The following is a 22,001-nucleotide window of genomic DNA, read 5'->3' as shown; positions in this document are numbered from 1 at the left end:
CACTCCCCGCCGGACGGCTACCGGTGCGGCAGCTTCACCACGGTGAGCCAGAAGTCGTCGATCTTCCGGACCACCTCGACGAACTTCTCGAAGTCGACCGGCTTGGTGACGTAGGCGTTGGCGTGCAGGTCGTAGCTGCGCGCGATGTCCTCCTCGGCCTCCGACGTCGTCAGCACGACCACCGGGATCGTCCGCAGGTCCGGGTCCCGCTTGATCTCGCCGAGCACCTCGCGGCCGTCCTTGCGGGGCAGGTTGAGGTCGAGCAGGATCAGCCCCGGCCGCGGCGCGGTCCTGAACCGGCCCTTCCGGTTCAGGAACTCGAGCGCCTCGACGCCGTCGCTCGCGACGTGCAGGGCGTTGCGGATCTTCTGGTGCTCGAACGCCTCGCGCGTCATCAGCACGTCGCCGGGGTCGTCCTCGACGAGCAGGATGTCGATCGGGCCGGGCGTCATGCGTCCCCATTATCCGGGTTCGCGGGGACGGCGAAGCGGAACGTCGTCCGGTCGGCCTCGGTGTCGAGCCAGATCCGGCCGCCGTGGTACTCGACGATCCGGCGGCACATCGCCAGCCCGATGCCGGTGCCCGGGTACGCGGTGCGGGTGTGGAGCCGCTGGAACAGCGCGAAGATCCGCTCGGCGTACTCCGGGTCGATGCCGATCCCGTTGTCCGACACCGAAAACACCCAGTCGTCGCCGTCGCGCTCCGCGGTGACCCGCACCTCCGGCGGGGTTTCGCCCCGGAACTTCAGGGCGTTGCCGATCAGGTTCTGGAACACGGCCGTCATCAGCACCGGCTCGACGCGCACCGCGGGCAGCTCGCCCCGGTCGACCTTGCCGCCGCTCAGCGACAGGGCGACCTCGAGGTTCGCGAGGGCGGCGTCGACGAGCTCGCCCGCGTCGGTGACGACGTGCTCGCCGGGCTTGCGGCCGACCCGGGAGAACGCCAGGAGGTCGTTGATCAGGTCCTGCATCCGCTTCGCGCCGTCGACGGCGTACTCGATGTACTGCTCGCCGCGCTCGTCGAGCAGGCCCTGGTAACGCCGCTGGAGGAGCTGGCAGAAGCTGGCCACCTTTCGCAGCGGCTCCTGCAGGTCGTGCGAAGCGACGTACGCGAACTGCTCCAGGTCGGCGTTCGACCGCTCCAGCTCGCGGGTCCGCTTGTCGAGCATGGCGTGCGCGCGTTCGAGCTCGGCGACCTCGTCGAGGATGCGCCGGCGCATCGCGTCGACGTCGGCGCCGAGCTGGGCGATCTCGCGCGGCCCGCTCCCGCGCACCGGGCGGTGGATGTCCTCGCCGGCGACCTGCCGGACCTCGCCGGCCAGCCGCAGGATCGGCCGGGTGATCACCTGCCGCAGCCCGAGCAGCAGGACCGCGAACAGCAGCACCGCCAGTACGGCCACGGCGACGAGCAACGCGGTCAGCACGCTCGCCGCGGTGTCGAGTTCGGCCCGGCCGGTTTCGCGGATCTCGGCGAGGTGGTCGAGCTGCGTGGCGAGCGCCGCCCGGACGGCGTCGAACAGCATCCGCCCGCGCTCGACCTGGGCCGGGGTGACCGGCGGCGCGCCGGGGGCGAGGGTCGGCGCGGCCTCGGCCTGCCACGCCGCGGCCGCCCGGACCACCGCGTCGAGGTCGGCGCCGATCCCGGTGCCGGGCACCGCCCCGGCCTGCCGCAGCTGCGCGACGGCGTCGGCCTGCGCGCGGAGGCCGTCGGTGTAGGGGGCGAGGAACTCCGGCCGCCGCCCGAGCTGGTAGCCGCGAACCCCGCTTTCCTGGTTCAGCAGCGCGGTGGACAGCTGGAGGGCGGCCAGCCGCTGCGGACCGATGACGTCGAGCAGGCGGTTGCGGGCGTCGGTGAGGTTGCTCAGCGCGATCCCGCCGCCGGCCAGCGCGGCGAGCAGCAGCACCGCGCCGCCGATCGCGAACAGGGCGAACCAGCGGCCGATCGGCCGGCCGGGCGCGTCAGCGCTCATCGGCGAAGCTCCCGGGGGTCGTGGCTGAGCAGGGTTAGGGCGACGTCGTCGTCGAGCGGGCCGGAGTTGAGCCGTTCGGCGCGGGCGATCAGCTCGTCGAGCAGGGCCGTGCCGTCGAGCCCGGCCCGGTGCCGGAGGTCGAGGACCAGCTCGGCCATCCGCTCGTGGCCCAGCCGTTCGGACCCGGCGCCGACGCGGCCCTCGAACACGCCGTCGGTGTAGAGCAGCAGTGACCAGCCCGGTTCGAGCGGCACGTCGAGGGCTTCCCACTTCGCGCCGTCGACGACGCCAAGCGGCACGCCGAGACGCTCACCGGAGAGCAGGTGCCCGTCGCCGGGGGTGAGCAGCAGCGGCGGCAGGTGCCCGGCCAGCGACAGGCGCAGCGACCGCCGGTCCGGCGCGACGACGACCATGCAGACGGTGGCGAACAGCGGCTCGATCCGCTCGAGCACCAGGACCCGCTCGACCGTGCTCAGCACGTCCGCCATCGGCATGCCCGCCATGACGAGCGAGCGCCACGCGATGCGCAGCGCGACGCCGAGCGCGGCCTCGTCCGGGCCGTGGCCGCAGACGTCGCCGATCATCATCTGGACGGTGCCGTCGGCGAGTTCGACGGCGTCGTAGAAGTCGCCGCCGAGCAGCGAGCCGTTGCGGCCGGGGCGGTAGCGGGAGGTCAGGTCGAGGTGCGGGTCGCGCAGCAGCGGGCTGGGCAGCAGCCCGCGTTCGAGCCGGGCGTTCTCCCTGGCCAGCAGCTGCTGCTGGAGGAACTGCTGTTCGACCTGTTCGGCGCGTTTGCGTTCCCGGGCGAAGCGCAGCGCTTTCACCAGCAGCGGGCCGTCCACCTGGTCCTTGACGAGGTAGTCCTGCGCGCCGGCGGCGACCGCGGCGACGCCGGTGGCCTGGTCGTGCTGCCCGGTCAGGACCACGACCGCGACGCCGGGGGCGTGCTGGGCGAGCCGGGTCAGCCCGGTGAGCCCCATCGCGTCGGGCAGCTGCAGGTCGAGCACGACGCAGTCGGCGGTGAGCGGGACGGCCAGCGCGGCGGCGAGCGTCTCGACGCGTTCGAGCGCGAACGGCACGGACGTGTCGGCCAGCATCTCCTCGACCAGCAGCGCGTCACCGTCGTCGTCCTCGACCAGCAGCACGCGCAGGCGGGCACCGGCCTCCCACGATGAGTCCTGCGCGGCGGTCACCGGCGTCTCCCGTTCGGCTGCCCTCGAGCCAGCACATCCAGACGATCACCCTAGCGGCCCCGGCAGCGGCCGCCTACCGCCGCGAAACCGGTCCCACCGAGGTAGCGCTTTATAGCACTCCGGTGTGACACCGGGCGGGTAACGGTTCGGCGCACATCCGTGCCGGAACCGGGCGGACCCGGCATATGGTGCGCCCATGTCCGAGACGCAGGGGGCGGCGGCGAGGGACTTCCGCCGGGACCTTCACCCGAGACCCACCCCTACGGCCGGTTTCCGGCCGCGCCGCCATGGGCTTCCACGACGTCCCGCGTCGAGCGGCCGGCACCGGTCCGGAAGGCCGCCTTCGCCTGGTGGGGCGCGGTCGCGTGCTGGGTTCTCGGCTCGGTGCTCAGCCAGGCGCTGGACGGGAACCTCATCCGGTTCACGTCGTACCGGTCGGAGCGGGCGGGCGACGGCACCGTGCTGACCACGACGACGGTCGCCCCGCTCCCCGTCGGGGTCGCGGTGTTCACGTTCCTGCTGCTGGGCGGGCTGTGGGCGCTGCTGGTCTTCGGCATGTACCACGGTGCCTCCTGGGCACGCGCTCTGCTGGCGGTCTTCGCCGTGCTGGGCACCTTCGTCGTGGTGGGGCAGCTGATCGGGCTCGCGGCCCAGGACGAGATGAACGGCGGCGACCTCGCGCATCTGGTGTTCTTCCTGGCGACGCTGGTGCTGACGATCGCGGGCTGGGTCCTGATGTACCGGGACGGCGCGAAGCCGTACCTCGTCAAGCGCCGCTGAGGCGCGCCGCGAGGAACTCCTGCTCGACGGCGTTGTCGCTCAACGCGAGCGCGGCGCGGTAGGACTCGGCCGCTTCGGCGTCGCGGCCGAGGCGGTGCAGCAGGTCCGCCTTGGTGGCCGGCAGGTACCGGTAGCCGGCCAGCCTGCGGTCGCCCTCGAGCCGGGCGATCTCCTCGAGCGCGGCCGCGGGACCGTCCACCATGGACACCGCGACCGCGCGGTTGAGCGCCACCACCGGCGACGGCCACAGCCGCAGCAGCACGTCGTAGAGGGTCAGAATCTGCGCCCAGTCCGTCTCGGCGTAGCTCGGCGCCTGCGCGTGCAGGGCGGCGATCGCGGCCTGGACGGCGAACCGCCCCGGCGGGCCGCCCTTCAGCGCCTCGACGACGAGCCGGTCGGCCTCGGCGACCAGCGCGGTGTCCCAGCGGGACCGGTCCTGCTCTTCCAGGCGCAGCAGCCGCCCGGCCCCGTCGGTACGGGTGGCGCGACGGGCCTGGTGGACCAGCAGGAGGGCCAGCAGCCCGGCGACCTCGGTGTCGGCGGGCAGCAGGGCGCGCAGCAGCCGCGCCAGGTCGAGCGCGCGCCCGGTCAGCTCGTCGCGCACCAGGTCGTCGCCGGAGGCCGCGGTGTGCCCGGCCGAGAAGAGCAGGTGGACGACGGTCAGCACGACCGAAACCCGCGCGGGCAGGTCTTCGGCCGACGGCACCGCGTACGGGATCCGCGCGGCGGCGATCTTCTTCTTGGCACGGGTGATGCGGGCGGCCATCGTCGGCTCGGGCACCAGGAAGGCGTGCGCGATGTCGGCCGTCGCGACGCCGCAGACCAGCCGCAGCGTGAGCGCGATCTGGGCTTCCTGCGCGAGCGCGGGGTGGCAGCAGGTGAAGACGAGCCGGAGCCGGTCGTCGGGGATCGGCCCGGCGGGTTCGGGCGGCTCGGCGGTGTCCGGCTCGACGAGCAGCGGCAGCTTGCGCCGCAGCACTTCCCGGTGCCGGACGCCGTTGAGCGCGGTCCGGCGCGCGACCGTGGTCAGCCACGCGCCGGGCCGCTCGGGGACACCGTCGGCCGCCCAGCGCGTCAAGGCTTGGAGGTAGGCGTCCTGGACGGCTTCCTCGGCCTCGTCGAGGTCGCGGGTGACCCGCACCGTCGCGGCGAGCACGGCGGCCCACTCGCGACGGTGCGCTTCGGCGACGGCGTCGGCGGCGGTGGTCAGTCCGGCACCACCTGGAAGTCGACCAGCGGCCGCACCTCGACACCGCCTTCGACGATCGGCGTCAGCTTCGCGCAGGCCAGGGCGTGGTCGAGGTCGCGTGCCTCCAGGAGGTAGACCCCGGCCAGCACCTCCTTGGTCTCGACGAACGGCCCGTCGGTGACCAGGTCACCCCGCACGGCGGTCGCGGTTTCGTTCGGCTGCAGGGCCAGGCCCGCGGTGACCTTCCCGCCGAGCTCGGCGATCCGGTCCGGCAGGCCGATGTGCCGGTCCATGATCTCCTTCGGCAGCTCCTCGGCGGGCACCCGCTCGTAGATCAGCACTGCGTACTGCGCCATGTCCATTCCTCCCGAGTCGTGTCCTTTCCTACTCCGTCACGCGGGGAACGGCGAAATCGACAACGACCGGTAGAAGTCGCGGTGCGCGCGAGCGGCCGCGGCCCACGTGTAGCGCCGGGCCAGTGCCCGCCCCGGTTCCGGGTCGGCACCGCCGAGCGCGGCCCGCAGCTCGCGCGCGAAGCCGGGCGGGTCCGCGGCGAACCGCGCGGCCCCGCCGAAGACCTCCCGCAGCACCGGCAGGTCGCGGGTCACGACCGGCACCCCGGCGGCCAGGGCCTCCATCGCGGCCAGCCCGAAGCCCTCCTTCGTGGACGGGAAGGCGAACACCGCCGCCGACGCGACCAGCGACGGCAGCTCGTCGTGCGCGACCGGCCCCAGCACGACCGGCTCGACACCCAGCTCGGCAGCGCGTTTCTCCCAGCGCGTGCGGTAGTCGCGGTAGTCGAAGAGCGTCTCGCCGCCCGCGATGAACAGCCGCAGGTCCGGCTCGGCCAGCAGCGCGTACGCCTCGAGGAGGTCGAGCGAGCCCTTCCGCGGCTCGATCCCGCCGACGGCGAGCACGTACCGGCCCCGCTCGGTCGTGCGCGACGCGGTCGCGAAGCGGTCGTAGTCGACGCCGTTGGGGATGACCGCCGCCTCGATGCCCCAGCCGTCGCGGACCTCCGCCGCCACCGACGCCGAGACGCAGATGTGCGCGTACGGCCGGACGATCGCGCGTTCGTGGCAGGCGGCCAGCTCGGGCGTGGTGAAGGTGTCGAGGTGGTGGATCGTGCGGACGCAGGCGTCGACGGCGTTGGCGCTGATGCAGTCCTGCGCGTGCACGACGTCGTAGGCGTCCGGGGTGAACGCCGCCCGCAGCACGGCGATCGACCGCAGGATCCGCTCGCCGACGCCTTCGCCGGGCACGTCCGGGAACGGGACGACCGCCAGCCGCACGCGCGGGTCGACGGGCCGGAAGAACCCCGCGTCGCCACCCCGTCCGAGCGTCCACACGGTGACGTCCTCGCCGAGGTCCGCCAGCGCCTCGGCCAGCGCCAGGGTGTGCACGACCCCGCCGCGGGGCTTGGTGGAGTAGCTCAGCAGGGCGATCCGCATCAGGCCTCCCGGTAGACCTCGGGTTTCCGTTCCCCCAGGTGGTGCAGCACGCGGCGGGCGTTCGCGAGCTCCTGCTCGACCTCCAGCTCGGCGACCGCGATCCCGGCCTTCGACCAGGTCCGCGCCAGGATCTCCCCGCCGGGGCCGACGACCTTGGCCTGGCCGAGGAACCGCATCCCGCCCATCGCGCCGGTCTGGTTGGACGAGACGAGCACGACCTGGTTCTCCGCCGCCCGCGCCTGGTCGTAGAGGTCGAACAGCCGCGACTGGCGGTCCTGCGCCATCCGGGGCGCGCGGTTGGTGATGCTGGTCGGCCAGGCGCTCAGGCAGGCGACGATGTCGGCGCCGTCGAGCGCGAGCGACCGGGCCGACTCGGGGAACGTCTTGTCGTAGTCGATCAGCATGCCCAGCCGCCCGACCGGCGTGTCGAACGCGGCGAACCGGTCACCCGGCGCGTAGGCGACGCTCTCCCCCGGCGGCTGGTGCACCTTGCGGTGCCGGCCGAGCACGCCGTCGCCGGTGACGCACACCGCGGAGTTGTAGCGCCGCGGGCCGTCGGCCTCGCAGTAGCCCACGCAGACGACCATCTCCCCGGCGAGCGAGGCGATGGTCTTCAGCTGCGCGCAGTCCGGGTCGAGCGCCGGGGGCAGCGCGTCCGGGTCCGGGTGGCGCAGGTCGGCGAGGTACCCGCCGAGGGCCGCGTCCGGCAGCACCAGCAGCGCGACGCCGGACGAGCGCGCGTGGTCGATCAGCGTCGCGATGCGCTGGAGGTCGAAGTCGAGGTCGCGGCCGAAGTGCGCGGCCACGGCGGCGATCCGGGTCTGCCCCATTCACGGGACACTAACGGGGTAGGCGTCGGGCCGTCGGTCGGCCAGGTGCCCCATCGACCGCCGGGCCGTGGCCAGTGCCCGCCGGACGTCGAGTTCGGCGATCGCCACGCCCTCGCCGACGCCGGTGTCGGCGAGGACCTCGCCGCCGGGGTCGACGACCTTGGCGCTGGCGACGAACCGCAGGTCGCCGAAGGTGCCGGACTGGTTGGCCGAGAGCCAGACGATCTGGTTCTCCAGCGCACGGGCCCGGTCGAACAGGTCGAACCGGCGTTTCCAGCGGTCCTGCTCGAGATCGGGCGCCGCGTTGGTGCGGCTGCCGGGCCAGGCACTCATGCAGACGACGATCTCGGCGCCGTCCAGCGCCAGGGCCCGCGCGGATTCGGGGAACGCCTTGTCGTAGCAGATGAGCATGCCCAGCCGCCCGACCGGCGTGTCGAACGCGGCGAACCCCCGCCCCGCGCCGTAGCTGGCGTTCTCGGCCAGGGGCTGGTGCACCTTGCGGTGGTGGCCGAGGACGCCGTCGCCGGTGACGCACACCGCGGAGTTGTAGCGGCGGCCGTCGGCGATCTCGCAGTAGCCGGCCGTGACCACGAGGTCGCCCGCCAAGGCGGCCAGCCGCCGCACCTCCGGACCGTCGACGGTCAGCGCGGGCGGGCCCTCTGCGCCGCCGTCGAGGTTGGCGAGGTAGCCGCCGAGCGCGGCCTCGGGCAGTGCCAGCAGCCGCACCCCCTCGGCCTTCGCCTCGCCGATCAGCTTTTCGATGCGGGCGAAGTCGGCTTCGAGGTCGCGGTCGAACGGCGCGGCGACCGCGGCCATCCTCAGTGTCGTCATGAGTTCCCCAATCCGGTGACGCCGCCGTCGATGGCGGTCGTCCGTTCGCCGTCGGGCCAGCGCAACGTGACGCCGGTGCCGGCCACCAGCTCGCCGCAGGCCGCGGTGACCGCGGGCCCGGCGGGCGCCGGGGCACCGGCGGTCAGCATCGCGAAGCCCGGGAAGCAGGTCAGCCAGTCCCCTGTGGACGCTCCCCGCGGCCGTGGCACCTTGTCGACGTCGAGCACTGCGCCGCAGCCGGACGCCTCGGCGAGCATGCCGAGCGTTCCGGCGATCCCGGCCATCGAGACGTCCTTGGCCGCGGCCGGTCTCGCCTTCGCCACCGAGCCGAGCAGTTCGCGCAGTTCGGGCGTGCGGCGGAAGCTCGTCGAGTCCCATTGCCGCCCGGTGTACCCGGGCCGCCAGCCGCCGCCGAGGTCGGCGGTGAGCCAGACCCGCTGCCCGGGCCGCCCACCGCCGCCGGGCACGGGGTCGGTGGTCCGGCCCAGCGCGGTGACCGACAGCGAAGCCGGGACGCCGAACTGGGTGTGCCCGCCGAGCACCGGCACGCCGTAAGCCTCGCTCGCCTTCCGCAGTCCACTGAGGACACGGGCGGCGAAGGACGCGTCCCGGGCGCCGAGCGCGTCGAGCAGTCCCGTCGGCGTGGCGCCCATCGCCGCCAGGTCGTTGAGGTTGACCAGCACCGAGCACCAGCCCGCCCATTCCGGATCGCGCTCGACCATGGCCGGGATGATCGCGTCGCAGGCCGCGACGACGTCGGTGCCGGGCAGCGGGACGCCGTCGTCGCCGACGAAGCCGGGTACGCCGGTCAGCCCGCGCAGCAACGGCCCCAGCGCGGCCTTCGCCGACCGGGCCAGCGCGGCGATCCGGCCGATCGGCCAGCGCATCAGCACATGGTCGTGACCGGCGACCGTCACGGGCCGCACGCGCTGCCAGCCGAGCCGGGTGAACAGCTTTTCAGTGCGGGTCTGCACGGTCGCTTCGAACCGCAGCGCGCCTTCGGCCTCGGCCCGGGCGCAAGCCGCGCGGACCAGCGCCGAGCCGATGCCGGGTGGCGAACCGGGCGCGACGACCAAGCGCCCGCCCCGCCACCAGCCGAGGTCGGGCCCGTCGGTGGCCGGGCCGAGCCGGACCCCGCCGAGCACGTCTCCGGCGGTGTCCCGCGCGACCAGCACGATCGTGCGCGGGTCGGTGTCGTGGTCGTCGAGGTCGTGCCCGGTGAACAGCCCTTGCCGCGCCACGAAAGCCTCGTGGCGCAACGCGCGGTAGGCCGTCAGTCCACTGTGGCCTGCTTCTTCGATGTGGAACGCCGGGCGGGCGGCGACGCTGCGGACGTCACCGAGCAGGGCGAGGATGTCGTGGTCCACGTCAGCCTCCCGCCGCGCTGAGCAGCCCGCAGGCACCGCACGCGGCGCACCCGGCCTCCTGGTCGGCGCCGGTCATCCCGGCGGCCCGCAGCAGCGCCGCGACCCGGCTCGTGACGTCGGCGACCAGTGACGGTGGAGGCGCGGTGGCGCCGTCGCGGCGGGCCAGGGTGCCGAGCATCGGCCGCATCGGGACGACGAACGGGTAGACGCCCATGTCGATGAGCCGTCCGGCGCCTTCGACCAGGTCGTCCGGGTGCTCGCCGAGCCCGATCAGCAGGTACGTCGAGACGCGGTTGCGGCCGAACACCCGGACCGCCTCCGCCCACGCGGCCTCGTACTCGGCCAGCGGCACGGTCGACTTCCCCGGCATCCAGCGCCGCCGGACGTCGTCGTCGAGCGACTCGACGTGGATGCCGATCGACGTCGCCCCGGCGTCCCGCAGTTCGGTGAGCACGCCGAGGTCGCCGGGTGGTTCGATCTGCACCTGGATCGGCAGGCCCGGCACGGCGTCGAGCACCGCCCGGACGCACCGGACGAGGTGCCGGGCACCGCGGTCCGGCCCGGCCGTGGTGCCGGTCGTCATCACCATCTGCCGGACGCCGTCGAGGCGCACCGCGGCTTCGGCGACCTCCGCGAGCTGCTGCGGCGTCTTCGCGGCCACCGTGGACCCGGCCCGCAGCGACTCCTCGATGGTGCAGAACCGGCAGCGCTGGTCCTCGACGTACCGGACGCACGTCTGCACGACGGTCGTCGCGAGGACGTCCTTGCCGTGCAGCAGCGCGATCTTCCGGTACGGCACTCCGTCCGATGTGGACAGGTCGTAGAACCGCGGCCGCGCCACCGGGGTCACGCTCAGGCCGAGGTCGACCGTCCCGCGGTGGATCCGGCCGTCGCGGACCTCGTACGGGCTGTCGTCGTTCAGCGGCAGCGTGGCGTTGGCACCGTCGACGACCAGGTGGCCGTCGTCGCTCGGCCCGGCGCCTTTGCTGCGCTGCACGGGTGCGTCCACCCGCACTCCGCGGACGGCGATGTCGGCGCGGGTGTCCAGATCTTCTTCGATGCCAACGCGCACAGCCGCTCCTAGAACATGTAGGTGGAGTTGATGATGGCGCCCTTGCGCGCGTAGTGGATCAGCGCGTCCTGGACGTCGAGGGGGTGCGTCGGGATGACGCCCTCGATGAGGTCCTCTTCGCGCGCGCCGTGCAGCGACAGCCCGAACCGGCAGCAGTAGGCCTTGCCGCCCTCGGAGATGAACGTCTTGAGCTGGTCGTTGATGTTCAGCTCGCCCGGGAAAGCGGCGTTGCCGGTGGTCGGGAAGCCGCGGGTGGCCAGGCAGTTCAGCGAACCCGGGCCGTAGAAGTAGATCGCCGCCTCGAAGCCCTTCCGCAGCGCGCGGGTCGCCTGCAGGATCGCCACGAAGCTCACCGACGACTCGTGCGCGATGCCGTGCACGAGCGTGAAGTAGCTCTGGCCCGGTTCGGCCTGGTAGTCCGGGAAGACCTTGGTCCCGCCGTAGATGTTGGACCCCTGCGGCAGCGACGGGTGCGGGATCTCGTCGAGGCTGGTCTTCTCGGTTTCGGTCAGCTCTGCCATCGGTCTATTTCCCTTTCTTCGGTCCGTACAGCACGTCGAACGTGCCGCGGAAAACCAGGTCGGCGAGCTCGCCGTCGCCGGCCGCGGCGGCCAGCTTGGCGAGTTCGCCCTCGTGATCGCCCCACGGCTGGTCGGAGGCGAACAGCACGCGGTCGTGGCCGATGCCCCGCCGCGAGATCTCGTCGACGAGCCAGCGCGGGGTGAAGCCGATCGCCCACGACAGGTCCGTGTAGACCTGCTTGCCGGCGGCGATCCAGTCGAAGAAGCGGCCGCCGACGAGCTTGATGTGCCCGCTCATGCCGCCGCCGAAGTGGACGAGGTGCAGCTTGACGTCGTCGGCGTAGGTGTCGACGAGCTTGCCCACCTCGTCGATGTCCGAAGCCGCGCCCGGCGAGGTGTGGACGTGCACGACGAGGTCGTGCTCCCGCGCGGTGGCGAAGATCCGGTCCAGCTGCGGCTCGCAGGCGGGATCGGACGCCCGGCCGCCCAGCAGGAAGCTGAGCTTCAAAGCCCGCACACCGTCTTCGCCCGCCAGCTTCAGGGCCGCTTCGGTCCGGTCGGCGTCTTCGGCGCGCGGGGACACCCAGAGCGCGGCGCTGATCCGGTCGTCCTTCGCCGCCGCCTCGACGCAGAGTTCGTTGAAGGAGAACGCGATCGCCGGGTCGGGCACGCCGTAGTTCGGGATCACCAGTGCGCGTTCGGTGCCCTCACGGTCCAAATCGGACAGCAGCTCGCCGATCGTCGCGCGGCTGCCGATCGCGGGCGCGACCGGCGGCCCGTCGTAGAACGGGTACGCCGGGAGCACGCCCAGGTGCCGGTGGGCGTCGTTGGTCCACCTCATCAGGCCACCGTCCGCGGCGCGACCCAGTCGTCGTCGGCGGGGTAGGTACTCACCGGTGTGCCGGAGATCCACCGGACGTCCCCGCGGCCGCCGCCGGTGATCCGCCGGGTCAGGTACTCGGCGTCCGCGGCGACCCCGCAGAAGCGGCCGGAGCCCCAGGTGTGCTGCCACGGCAGGCCGAGGAAGTACAGGCCGGGACAGCTGGTCACGCCGCGGTGGTGGGTGGGATAGCCCTTGCCGTCGAAGACGGGGACGTCGATCCAGCGGTGGTCGCGGCCGAACCCGGTGCTCCAGACGACGACGGAAAGCGCTTCCGCGTCGAGGGTGCGCGGCCCGTCCGGCGGCTGCCACACCGGCTGGTAACGCGGTTCCCGCGGCGCCGCGATCCCGCGCTGCGCGATGAAGGCGTCGATCGAGTCCTTGATGCCTTCGGACACGGCGTCGGCGGCGTCGAGGTTGCGGCGCAGGTCGTCCGCGAAGCCCAGCTGTCCACTTCGGACGGTGTCGAGCCGGCCGTAGAGCTGCATCCCGTCCGCGGCGAACGCGCGCAGGTCGATGTCATGTCCGCCGTCGCGGCCGGTGACGTAGTGGTTGGCCCGGAACCGCACGGCGTCCGCGTCGGCGAACTCGTCGATCCCCCGGGCGTAGTAGCCCATCTCGTCGAGCCAGGCGACGACGTCGCGGCCCCGGTAGCGCCGGGCCACCCGCGGCGCCGACCCGACGGCCAGGTGCACCCGGCGCCCGGCCAGGTGCAGGTCCTCGGCGATCTGGCAGCCGGACTGCCCGGTGCCGACGACGAGCACGTCGCCGTCGGGCAGCTGAGCGGGGTTGCGGTACTCGGCCGAGTGCAGCTGCACGACGTGCTCGGGCAGCCGTTCGGCCAGCCGCGGCTTCAGCGGCACCTGGTACGGGCCGGTGGCCAGCACGACGTGGTCGGCGGTCAGCTCGCCGGCCGAGGTGGTGAGCCGGAACCCGCCGCCGGGCAGCTGCCGCAGCCGCGTCGCCTCGACGCCCTCGTGGAGCGGGACGTCGAACGCCCGCACGTAGGCCTCGAGGTAGGCGACGATCTCGTCCCGGACCATGAACCCGTCGGGATCGTCGCCCGCGTAGGGGAACCCGGGCAGCCGGCATTGCCAGTTCGGTGTCACCAGGCAGAAGCTGTCCCAGCGGCGGGTCCGCCATTCGTGCCCCGCGCGCTCGCGTTCGAGCACCAGGTGCCCGACCCCGGCGGCGGTCAGGCAGTGGGACATCGAGAGTCCCGCCTGGCCGCCGCCGACCACGATCACCGGCCGGTGCAGGCCGTCGAGCTGGAAGTCCATGCCGATCAGTGCACCGGCGAACGATTTCCGGACCGTTTCCCCCGGAACACCGGCGTGTTACCAGAACTCCGTGGAGTAACGCTTCTCCCCGCGTGCGGTTAACCTCGGCGCGCGGCGAGAGTCAGCGCGAACGCGTTGCCCTCTCCCTGGAACAACGAGCTCAAGTACGCGGTGAACGTGCCGCACCCGGTCAGCGGCGGGATCGTGTACGTCCCCGACACCGGGCCGCCCGTGGCCGCCGTGAAGCCGCTGCCCGTGCGCAGGTCCACCGGGATCGGCGCGCTCGCCCGGCACGTCGCGTCGGCGACGGGCAGCCCGAACAGCGTCGCCTGGGGCACCGCCAGCGCGAGCTTCGCGTGCGCGACGAACCCGCCGCCGTCCGGTTCGACCGCCTGCGGGCCGTCCGGGGTGAACCGCAGGTCCGCCGTGCCCGGCACGAACCCGAACACCTTGAACTCCGTCCGCGCCGGGTCGAACGACGGCGTGAGCTCCCGGCCGACCGTGACCGACCCGGTCACCGGCGGTGCGACCCCCAGCGCCCGCACCGTCGTCGACCCGGTGACGTCGTAGGTGACCGACGACTGCGTCCCGCCCAGGTCGAAGCTCAGCAGCACCGGGTCCTGGCCCGGGTCGAGCGTGCAGTCCGAAGTGAACGAGCCCAGCCCGGTGAAGGAGCCGTCGGCCTTCTTCGGCGTCAGCCGGGTGCTGAAGTCCCCGATCGTCAGCGTCGTCTTGCCCGCGTTCGGCAGCTGGACCGGCGGCACCGAGCCGGTCGCCGGGGTGGTGAACGCCCCCGACGGCGGCACCGCCGTCTTCGCCACCGCCATCGGCAGGCTCAGCGGCAGCGTCAGCGAGCCGTTGGCCAGCGTCACCCCTGCGGACGCCGTCCCTTCGATGCTCGCCGCGCCGACCAGGGCCAGGCCGCGCGTGGACTTGTCCGGCACGGTCACCGAGACCGCGAGATCCGAGGTGGTGAACGTGCCGCCCGGCGCCGACGGCACGTCGAACGACGCCTTGATCTCCACGTCCAGCTTCTGCAGCCCGATCAACGGGAACGGGCACGTGTAGCTGAGCTTCCTGTCCACCGGCGTCGACGCCCACGCGGGCGTGGCGACGGCGAACGCGGCGAGGCAGGCGAGGCCCGCCGCGAGCAACGACCGGGCTTTCGGCACGGGCTTTCCTCTCCGTGGCATGGCACCGGCCCCCGCCGCGGCGCGACGGGGGCCGGCAGATCGGGTCACTTCTTGGCGAGGTTCAGTTCCAGCGTGTTGCCGTCGCTCTTGGCGAACGCGCTGATGATGTCGTTGAACGAGCCGCAGTTCTGCAGCGCGGACAGCGAGTAGGTGCCGGAGAGCTTGCCGCCCTTGAGCAGGTCGAAGTCGGGGCCGGTGGTCATCTCGCTGGTCGACGGGCTGACCGTGCCGCACTTCGGGTCGGTGCTGATCGGGATGCCGAACAGGTTGACCGTGGTGAGGAACGTGTCGAACTTGATGTGCGCCTTGAAGCCGGTGCCCACCAGCTCACCGGTCTGCGGGCCGTTCTGCACGACCTTGACGTCCGAGCTGCCCTGCACGAAGCCGAAGAGCTTGAAGTCGGTGTGCGTCGGGTTCAGCTGCAGGTTCCCGGTGAACGTCTTGGCCGACAGGTTGACGTCGGCGTCGAACGAGCCGGTGATCGGCGCCGTGCTGCCGAGCGTCTTCAGCGCGGTCTGGCCGGTGATGCCGAAGGAGTACTTGATGCCACCACCGGGCGGGGTCGTGGTGGGCGGGGTCATCGTCGGCGGCGTCGTGGTCGGGGGTGTCGTCGTCGGCGGGGTGGTGACCGGCGGGGTCGTCGTGCCGCCACCGCCGTTGATGGTGATCGTGGCGAGGGTGTTGTTCTGGCCGCTGTCCTGCGTGCAGGGCGCGTCGATGGTGCCGTCCGGCGTGATGCCGGTGACCGAGCCGTCGGCCTTGCGCGGGGTGACCTTGAGGTTCAGGTCACCGACGGTGATCTTCGCCTGGCCGGCCTGGGTGAACGTCAGCGACGGCGTCTTGCCCGCCGCGTTGATGCTCATCTCGCCCGACGCCGGGATGTTCGTCTTGTCCAGCGTGATCGGGACGTTGACCGGCAGGTTGAGGCCCGGCGCGGCCACGGTCGCGGCGGCCGCCGCGGTGCCCTCGAGCGTCGTGGCACCGATCAGGCTCAGCCCGCTGACGGTGTCGGCGTTGATGGTGGACACGGCCTTGATGTCGAACGCGCCGGTCGGCTGCCCGGTGTTCACCGTGGTCGGCAGGTCGGTGTTGATCACCACCTTCAGCGACTGCGACCCGACCAGCGGGAAGGTGCAGTGGTAGTTCAGCGTCAGCGAGATCGGGTCCGCGGCGCTGGTCTGCGCCCCGGCGACCAGTGCGGTGGCGACCAGCCCCACCGCGCCCGCGGCCGCGACCGCCGCGACCGTCTTCTTCTTGCCTCTTGGGTGACTCACGATGGTCCTTCCGTGTATCAACAGTGATACGAAACGGCGCGCGTTTCTTGGAAATCGCGACCGGCCCGTAAGCTAACGAGCGCGACTGGTGCCGATCAAGGGCTTTCGGTAAAAAGGCCACACGGACCCGGCAAATTGTCACCCGAGCACGTCGCCCGGCACGGGTTCCTAGCAGGGTGAGGCAGGTTTCCCCAGTACAGGGTCGTCTCCGAAGCGCTGACGGGCGTGACAAATCCACTCCGCGGAATGTTGACGCACGTGCCAACCCGCCATTCTCTCCTTGCCCGTGCGCAACCGTGCTGCGTAGCCTCGAAACTCATGAAAAGAATGCACAGCGCGGCGCTCGCGATGTCGGCGGCCGCGCTTCTGTCGTGCGCCGCCTGCTCTTCCGACGCGCCGGCCGACCCCGGCAGGCACGCCGACCCCGCGGCACTGGCCTGGGTCGACAAGGTGTGCACCGGGGTGGCCGCGGGCTCGGCGAAGCTCTCCCAGCCGCCGGCCGTCGACAGCGCCGACCCGGTGAAGACGCGGGCCGCGATGGTCGACTTCCTGGGCAAGCTCGGCTCCGCCCTCGACGACATGGCGGGCGGCATCCGCACCGCGGGCGTTCCGCCCGTCCCGGATGGACAGTCCGTTGTGGACAAGGCGACCGGCAACCTCACCGAGACCAGGACCAAGGTCGGCGAGACGAAGACCAAGATGGAGCAGGCGAAGGTGACCGACGACGCCAGCCTGCGCAAGGTCATCTCCGAAGCCGACGCCACCATGGGGCAGCTCACCAACCCCGAAGGCCCGATCAAGGAGCTCAAGGCGAACCCCGAGCTGGACCTGGCCTTCAGCGAGTCCGCGACCTGCAAGCGCGTCTACGGGACCGGCTCGTGACGGCCCGCCGCGTGCTCGCCGTGTTCGTGGCGCTGGTGCTCGCGACCGCGTTCACGCCCGTGGCTTCGGCGGCCCCGGCGGCCGGGACCGGCCCGTTCGACGATTCGTTCTACACCCCGCCGTCCCCGCTGCCGGCGGGCAAACCGGGTGACGTGATCCGCTGGCGGACGTCGAACGCGGGGCCGCGCAAGGCATCGGTCGACGCGTGGCAGGTGATGTACCTGTCCACGAACGCGCTCGGGCAGCCCGACGCGGTCACCGGCACCGTGCTCGTGCCGAAGAACGCGAACCGGGCCACGGCGCCGATCGTCTCGTTCGCGCCCGGCACGCACGGGCCCGCGTTCGCCTGCACGCCGTCGAAGATGATCGACATCGGCGCCTTCTACGAGCAGCCCGGTCTCGACGACCTGCTCGACGCGGGATACGCCGTATCGGTCCCGGACTACGAGGGCTACCAGAGCGCGCCGAAGACGACGTACGTGGTGGGCCGCTCCGAAGGCCCGGCCGTGATCGACGGGGTCCGCGCGGCCCAGCGCCTCACCGCCGCCGGACTGTCTTCGACGTCGAAGATCGTCTTCCGCGGCTACTCCCAGGGCGGCGGCGCCGCGGCCTGGGCGGGCGAGCAGCAGCCGACGTACGCGCCGGAGCTGAACCTCGTCGGGATCGCCGCGGGCGGCGTGCCCGCGGACCTGGTGCAGGTGACACTGCAGCTCGACGGCAAGTTCGGCTTCGGCGTCTTCGCCTACGCGCTGCTCGGGCTCGACCAGGCCTACCCGGAGCTGCAGCTCGACTCGTTCCTGAGCGACAACGGCCGCGCGAAGCTCGCCGAAATGAAGCAGAGCGCGTGCACGTTCGAGCTGCTCACGACGTACGCGAACCAGAAGATCGCGGACTGACACGACCGGTCCCGGCTACATCAAGCCGGCGTGGGTGGCGCGGCTGACCGAGAACAAGCTCGGCGGCAGCCCGCCGAAGGTGCCGGTGTTCCTCTACCACGCGACCGGCGACCAGCTGGTGCAGTTCGCGCAGGCCGACACGCTGCACAAGACGTACTGCGCGGCCGGCGTGGCGGAGACGTGGAAGACCTACGACACCGACCACATCACGCTCGTCTACACCGGCAACGCCGACGTCCTGGCCTTCGTGAAGGACCGGATCGCCGGGGTGCCGGCGACGGCGAGCTGCTGATCAGCGGTTGCGGCCGTGGCCGTGCTCCTGCCACGAGCTGATCACCGAGCTGACGTACTCGCGCCACTGGTCCTCCGGCGGCGCCGACGTCGCGGGGCGCGCGGGCTTGCGCCCCGCGGCGGCCGGCGCGCTGGTGGTCCGGACCGGCGAGTCGTGCACCTCGGCGGTGAGCGGCGGCGGAGCCTGGCTGGCGCTCATCGTCTCGACGGGTTCACTGGAGGTCGGCGGCGCCGAGGCGGTGGCCCCGGGCGGCGGCACGGGCGTCCCGCCGACCTGGTGCGGCTGGAGCAGCACGACGGCGGCCAGCCCGAGCGCGACGGCCGCGCCCGCACCGAGGACGTAGGGCTTCGCCCGCCGCGAGGGGTCGGCGGGCGGGGCGTCCTGGGCGCGTTCGTCCGGCTCGTCGTCGGCCGCCAGCTCGGCGTCGAGGATGGCCAGCGGGTCGGGGCGGGGTTCGGCGGCCGGTTCCTCGGCGAGCTTGCGGTCGAGTTCACCGCGGATGACCAGCGGCCTCGTCTCCGAGAGGTTCACCAGTTCGGCGACCGAGGGGATCTCGCCCTCACCGCCCGTGCGTGCCATCGAAAGACCTCCACCCTGTCGGCGTCACCTGGAGGAACCATGCCCGAGCCGCGAGAGCTGCTCCGCTTCGCCGTCGTCGGCCTGGCCGCGTACGGGGTCACCCTACTGGGCGACTACAGCCTGAAGCTCACCGTGTTGCGGGAGAAACCGGTAACGGCTCTTTTCATCGCCACGGTCGCCTCGACGGCGTTCGCTTATCTGCTCTCCCGGCGCTGGTCGTTCGCGTCGCGCGGGGGTCATCGGCGGGTGCGGGAGGCGACCCTGTTCTTCGCCGTCAACGCCGGTGCCGTGGCGGTGAATCTCGTTCCGCCGCTCGTCTCTCGGTATGTGCTGCACCTGGCTGAACCGTACGTGGGGTATGTCGCTCAGGAGGTCGCCGACTTCGTGTCCGGGATGGTGCTCGGGACTCTGTCGGGGACCGCCTTTCGGTGGTTCGGTTACCGGCGGTGGGTCTTTCCCCGGTCGGCTCCGCCGGTTCGCGTCGCCGACGCCGTTTCTCCCCTTGTTCTCCCCGAGCCGAACGCCGGATTGTTCAACGGTCCTGGCACCGCGTCAAGGCGGGAAAGCGTGCCTTGACCCGGCGCCAGGACCGCTGAGGCGGCTGCGTATCGGTTCGGGGGTGGGGGCTGCTCGGTTGTCTCCGGACTCCCTTTCGGTGCCGGTTTGGCCTCCGGCGCCCTCGCCTTTCGTTGGGCGGGGCAAGCGCCCCAATGTGGCCTTCGGTGCGTCAGACGCACCCAAGGCGGCCTTCGTTGCGTCTCACGCACCCAAGGCCGCCTTGGGGCGCTTTGCTCAGTCTCCGTTCGGCAGGGCTCTCTCTGCCAGCAATGCCAGCTCCAGCCTCAGTCTCTCCGCCGGGTCGTCCAGCTTCTCTCCGAACAACTCCGCCAGCTTCTTCAACCTCGCCCGGATCGTCTGCGGGTGCAGGTCCAGCAACCTTCCCAGCTCCGGCGCGCTCCCCCGGGTCTGGACCAGCGCCAGCAACGTCTCCGCCAGCTGCTCTCGCCGCCGTCCCGTCAGGCCCGCCAATGGCTCCAACGTCGTCGCCGCCAGTTGGGTCACCAGGAACTCGTCCGCCAGCAACAACAGCGTTGTCACGTGGTCTCGGCACCACACCACCGGGCCCGGGGCGTCCAGCAGCCCCCTCGCCGACAAGTCCAGCGCTCGCCTCGCCACCCGGAACGATTCAGGGGCCGAGGACAGCGGCACCAACGGTCCCACCGCCGCCGTCCAGCCTGCCGGTAACTTCGCCAACCCCGTCAAGTCCGTGTCCGGCGCCGGGGTCAGCGCCGCCGATGGGTCTCCCGATGGGTCCGCCGGGACGTGCTCGGGCAACAACCCCGGTGGGAACTCCGGTGCTCCCGGCAACGCCCGGAACGCCACCGCCGCCACCCGCGGCGGCAACGCCAAGCCCGATGCCGCCACCAGACCGTCCACTTCGGCCGGTGTGCGGCCGTCGATCAACGCTCGCAGCAGGCGGCGGTGACGCTCGCCCGTTCCCGACATCGCCGCTTCGGCCGCGCTGTAGCCCTCCGCCACCGCCGCCATCGATGTCTCGACGTCGGCGAACATGCCCTCCGCCGCTCCGTACAGGACGTCGCCGGACAAGCCCGCTTCCCGGGCGATGTCCGCTATCCAGCGCCACGTCACCCGGCTCGACACCCGCACCGCCGCCTGCACCGCTTCGCGGCTCAGGCCATTGTGGAACGCCTCACGTCCGTGAGCGCGGAACTCCGCCAGCCGGTCCGCCTGCCACATCGCCGGCGTGCCCACGCGGTCGATGTCGCGCTCGATCCCGCGCCGCGTCAGCTCGATCGCCACCGCGCGGCCCGGGTCCTCCCCGAAACTCCGGGAATATTCCGGGATCTCGGCGGCGATGCCGTCCACGCAGGCCCGCGCGATCTCCGGGATCCGCGGGCGCACCACGTCGCCGAGCTCGTGGGGCAGCCGGGCCCAGACCGAGCCGTCGGAAGCAGGAGAACCGCGCATGGGGAATTCGGTCCTCCACCGGATTAATCGACACTCGGAAATAGCCCCCACCATCTGACACGGAGCGTAGGACGCCCACCCGTCCGTGTCAAAAGGACGTGATCGCGTCACTCTTTCCGGGAACACCTCGTTGATTTCCGTGACACATCCGTCCGATACGCTCTGCCCACACCGGACACCGAGGGGGATTCGTGGTCGAGTACCGCAGCTTCCGCCTGCTGGCCTCGCTGCCGCGCGCGCTGGGCGCGGGCCTGCGCCCGCACGTCGGGCACGCCGCGGCCTCGATGATCCAGGAGGTCCAGCGCACGGTCCCGGCCTACGGCCAGCCGCTCAAGGGCGTCTTCGGCAAGGTCCTGGTCAAGAGCGTCGAGTACGCCGTGCAGCACTGCATCGACTCGATGGGCGAGCCGGGCCTGTCGCACGAGCACTGGGTCGAGTTCTACCGCGGCCGCGGGCGGATCGAGTTCACCGAGGGCCGCAACCTCGACGCCCTGCAGGACAGCGCCACCATCGGGGCCAGGGTCGCCTGGCGGGCGATGCACCCCGGGGTGGTCGCCGCCGGGGTCGACCCGGCCGTCATCTCGGTCGCCGCGGAGGCCATCTTCGCCTACGTCGACGAGCTGTGCGCCACCGCGATCGAGGGCTACCAGCAGGCGCAGGCCGAGGCGGAGGGCGCCGTCCCGGTGCGCCGGCGGCGGCTGCTGGAGCTGATCGTCCAGGGTCCCGAAGGCGCCGCGACCAGCATTGCCGGGCTCGCCGGCGGCGCGGGCTGGCCGCTGCCGGAGACGGCCGCGATGGTCGCCCTCGAACGCGGCCCCGACGCCGCGGACTTCCCCGCCGACCTGCTCGGCGACGGCGTCCTGGCCGACCTCGACGGGCCCGAGCCGCACCTGCTGACCCGCGACCCCGACGCCGACCTGGCCCCGCTGGCGGCCAAGCTCGACGGCTGGCGGGCGGCGGTGTCGCCGACGGTGCCGCTGGCGGACGCCCCGGCCGCGCTGCGCACCGCCCGGCGCGCGCTGCAGCTGTCCGGCCCGGAGGTGCCGGGCCCGATCATCTGGTGCCGCGACCACCTGGCGACACTCTGGCTGCTCGCCGAGGACTTCCTGGCCGCCGAGCTGGCCCGGCAGAGCCTGGACCCGTTCGCCTCGCTGAGTGAGAAGCAGCGCGAACGGCTCAGCGAGACACTGCTGGCCTGGCTGGAGACGCGCGGCGGAGCACCGGAGATCGCCCAGCGGCTCGGCGTGCACCCGCAGACGGTCCGCAACAGGCTGCGCCAGCTGGAGGAGCTGTTCGGCGACCGCCTCAAGGACGCCGACGACCGCCTCGGCATGCAGCTGGCGCTGAGGGCGCAGCGGCTCATGCGCGCGCACCGGCCTGCGGACGGTGACCGCGAGCGTTGAGGGCGCGCCGGGCGGCACCCGCTGCCCCGCCATGCCAAGGACTCTCGCTGCTCAGCGGCTCACGTTGAGCCTGCCTGCCCGGCGTGCGGAGATCGCAGCGGTTCGAGGGCGAGCAACACCCGCCACCACA

General features: G+C 72.4%; 21 protein-coding genes and 1 pseudogene. 5 read left to right on the top strand and 17 right to left on the bottom strand.

The window, feature by feature from the left end; all coding sequences use genetic code 11:
* Nucleotides 1-17: 17 nt before the first annotated feature.
* Genes QP939_RS24860 through QP939_RS24850 form a run of 3 tightly spaced genes read right to left on the bottom strand, consistent with a single transcriptional unit; the run spans nt 18 to nt 3,162 of the window.
* Nucleotides 18-452 (bottom strand): response regulator, encoded by a 435-nt coding sequence (locus QP939_RS24860; RefSeq protein WP_285459209.1) that lies wholly within the window; start codon nt 450-452, stop codon nt 18-20.
* On the bottom strand, nt 449-1,969 hold the full coding sequence (locus tag QP939_RS24855) for a sensor histidine kinase (protein WP_285459208.1): 1,521 nt from the start codon (nt 1,967-1,969) through the stop codon (nt 449-451). The genes QP939_RS24860 and QP939_RS24855 overlap by 4 nt, the downstream gene beginning before the upstream one ends.
* Nucleotides 1,966-3,162, bottom strand: a complete 1,197-nt coding sequence (locus QP939_RS24850; protein ID WP_285459207.1) for a PP2C family protein-serine/threonine phosphatase — start codon at nt 3,160-3,162, stop codon at nt 1,966-1,968. The genes QP939_RS24855 and QP939_RS24850 overlap by 4 nt, the downstream gene beginning before the upstream one ends.
* 384 nt (nt 3,163-3,546) lie before the next feature.
* Here QP939_RS24850 and QP939_RS24845 point away from each other — a divergent pair, with 384 nt between their 5' ends.
* The gene (locus QP939_RS24845; protein ID WP_285459206.1) at nt 3,547-3,942 is read left to right on the top strand and encodes a hypothetical protein; all 396 of its coding nucleotides are present in this window, start codon (nt 3,547-3,549) and stop codon (nt 3,940-3,942) included.
* Here the strand turns inward: QP939_RS24845 and QP939_RS24840 are convergent.
* The 12 genes from QP939_RS24840 to QP939_RS24785 form a co-directional block, all read right to left on the bottom strand.
* Nucleotides 3,929-5,098, bottom strand: a complete 1,170-nt coding sequence (locus tag QP939_RS24840) for an RNA polymerase sigma factor (RefSeq protein WP_331662635.1) — start codon at nt 5,096-5,098, stop codon at nt 3,929-3,931. The genes QP939_RS24845 and QP939_RS24840 overlap by 14 nt on opposite strands.
* Nucleotides 5,099-5,148: 50 nt before the next feature.
* Nucleotides 5,149-5,487 carry a YciI family protein gene (locus tag QP939_RS24835; RefSeq protein ID WP_285459205.1) on the bottom strand — a complete coding sequence of 113 codons (339 nt, stop codon included), beginning with the start codon at nt 5,485-5,487 and terminating at the stop codon, nt 5,149-5,151.
* 36 nt (nt 5,488-5,523) lie between these two features.
* Nucleotides 5,524-6,582 (bottom strand): MSMEG_0565 family glycosyltransferase, encoded by a 1,059-nt coding sequence (locus QP939_RS24830; protein WP_285459204.1) that lies wholly within the window; start codon nt 6,580-6,582, stop codon nt 5,524-5,526.
* Nucleotides 6,582-7,412: a carbon-nitrogen hydrolase family protein gene (locus tag QP939_RS24825; RefSeq protein WP_285459203.1), complete on the bottom strand. Its 831-nt coding sequence runs from the start codon at nt 7,410-7,412 to the stop codon at nt 6,582-6,584. Before QP939_RS24825 ends, QP939_RS24830 begins: the two co-directional genes overlap by 1 nt.
* Nucleotides 7,413-8,243, bottom strand: coding sequence for a carbon-nitrogen hydrolase family protein (locus QP939_RS24820; protein ID WP_285459202.1), 831 nt, complete (start codon nt 8,241-8,243; stop codon nt 7,413-7,415). It abuts the gene before it with no gap.
* Complete coding sequence (locus QP939_RS24815; protein ID WP_285459201.1) at nt 8,240-9,610, bottom strand: MSMEG_0567/sll0787 family protein; 1,371 nt, start codon at nt 9,608-9,610, stop codon at nt 8,240-8,242. Before QP939_RS24815 ends, QP939_RS24820 begins: the two co-directional genes overlap by 4 nt.
* 1 nt (nt 9,611) lies before the next feature.
* Complete coding sequence (locus tag QP939_RS24810; RefSeq protein ID WP_285459200.1) at nt 9,612-10,682, bottom strand: MSMEG_0568 family radical SAM protein; 1,071 nt, start codon at nt 10,680-10,682, stop codon at nt 9,612-9,614.
* A gap of 8 nt (nt 10,683-10,690) precedes the next feature.
* Nucleotides 10,691-11,203 carry an MSMEG_0572/Sll0783 family nitrogen starvation response protein gene (locus QP939_RS24805; RefSeq protein WP_020638179.1) on the bottom strand — a complete coding sequence of 171 codons (513 nt, stop codon included), beginning with the start codon at nt 11,201-11,203 and terminating at the stop codon, nt 10,691-10,693.
* A gap of 4 nt (nt 11,204-11,207) precedes the next feature.
* Nucleotides 11,208-12,044 carry an amidohydrolase family protein gene (locus QP939_RS24800; RefSeq protein ID WP_285459199.1) on the bottom strand — a complete coding sequence of 279 codons (837 nt, stop codon included), beginning with the start codon at nt 12,042-12,044 and terminating at the stop codon, nt 11,208-11,210.
* Entirely contained in the window at nt 12,044-13,363 is a 1,320-nt protein-coding gene (locus tag QP939_RS24795; RefSeq protein ID WP_285459198.1) for an MSMEG_0569 family flavin-dependent oxidoreductase, read from the bottom strand. The genes QP939_RS24800 and QP939_RS24795 overlap by 1 nt, the downstream gene beginning before the upstream one ends.
* 98 nt (nt 13,364-13,461) lie before the next feature.
* A complete protein-coding gene (locus QP939_RS24790; RefSeq protein WP_285459197.1) occupies nt 13,462-14,535 on the bottom strand; it encodes a DUF6801 domain-containing protein in 1,074 nt (357 codons plus the stop codon).
* Between the two features lie 65 nt (nt 14,536-14,600).
* Complete coding sequence (locus tag QP939_RS24785; protein WP_285459196.1) at nt 14,601-15,830, bottom strand: DUF6801 domain-containing protein; 1,230 nt, start codon at nt 15,828-15,830, stop codon at nt 14,601-14,603.
* 318 nt (nt 15,831-16,148) lie between these two features.
* Here QP939_RS24785 and QP939_RS24780 point away from each other — a divergent pair, with 318 nt between their 5' ends.
* Both QP939_RS24780 and QP939_RS24775 read left to right on the top strand, forming a co-directional pair.
* Complete coding sequence (locus QP939_RS24780) at nt 16,149-16,712, top strand: hypothetical protein (RefSeq protein WP_285459195.1); 564 nt, start codon at nt 16,149-16,151, stop codon at nt 16,710-16,712.
* Nucleotides 16,709-17,900, top strand: a pseudogene (locus tag QP939_RS24775) (lipase family protein). Before QP939_RS24780 ends, QP939_RS24775 begins: the two are co-directional and overlap by 4 nt.
* Here QP939_RS24775 and QP939_RS24770 read toward each other — a convergent pair.
* Nucleotides 17,901-18,479, bottom strand: a complete 579-nt coding sequence (locus tag QP939_RS24770) for a hypothetical protein (RefSeq protein ID WP_285459194.1) — start codon at nt 18,477-18,479, stop codon at nt 17,901-17,903.
* 39 nt (nt 18,480-18,518) lie between these two features.
* Here QP939_RS24770 and QP939_RS24765 point away from each other — a divergent pair, with 39 nt between their 5' ends.
* Nucleotides 18,519-19,055 carry a GtrA family protein gene (locus tag QP939_RS24765; RefSeq protein WP_285459193.1) on the top strand — a complete coding sequence of 179 codons (537 nt, stop codon included), beginning with the start codon at nt 18,519-18,521 and terminating at the stop codon, nt 19,053-19,055.
* A gap of 216 nt (nt 19,056-19,271) precedes the next feature.
* Here the strand turns inward: QP939_RS24765 and QP939_RS24760 are convergent, their stop codons facing one another.
* Nucleotides 19,272-20,468 (bottom strand): PucR-like N-terminal domain-containing protein, encoded by a 1,197-nt coding sequence (locus tag QP939_RS24760; RefSeq protein ID WP_285459192.1) that lies wholly within the window; start codon nt 20,466-20,468, stop codon nt 19,272-19,274.
* 191 nt (nt 20,469-20,659) lie between these two features.
* Here QP939_RS24760 and QP939_RS24755 point away from each other — a divergent pair, with 191 nt between their 5' ends.
* Nucleotides 20,660-21,871 (top strand): PucR family transcriptional regulator, encoded by a 1,212-nt coding sequence (locus QP939_RS24755; RefSeq protein ID WP_285459191.1) that lies wholly within the window; start codon nt 20,660-20,662, stop codon nt 21,869-21,871.
* The last annotated feature ends 130 nt before the right edge of the window (nt 21,872-22,001 follow it).

It is taken from the genome of Amycolatopsis nalaikhensis (assembly GCF_030264295.1).
In the GTDB taxonomy this organism is placed as follows: domain Bacteria; phylum Actinomycetota; class Actinomycetes; order Mycobacteriales; family Pseudonocardiaceae; genus Amycolatopsis; species Amycolatopsis nalaikhensis.
Note: the sequence above shows the minus strand (reverse complement) of the source record. Positions and strands in the feature narration are given on the sequence as shown.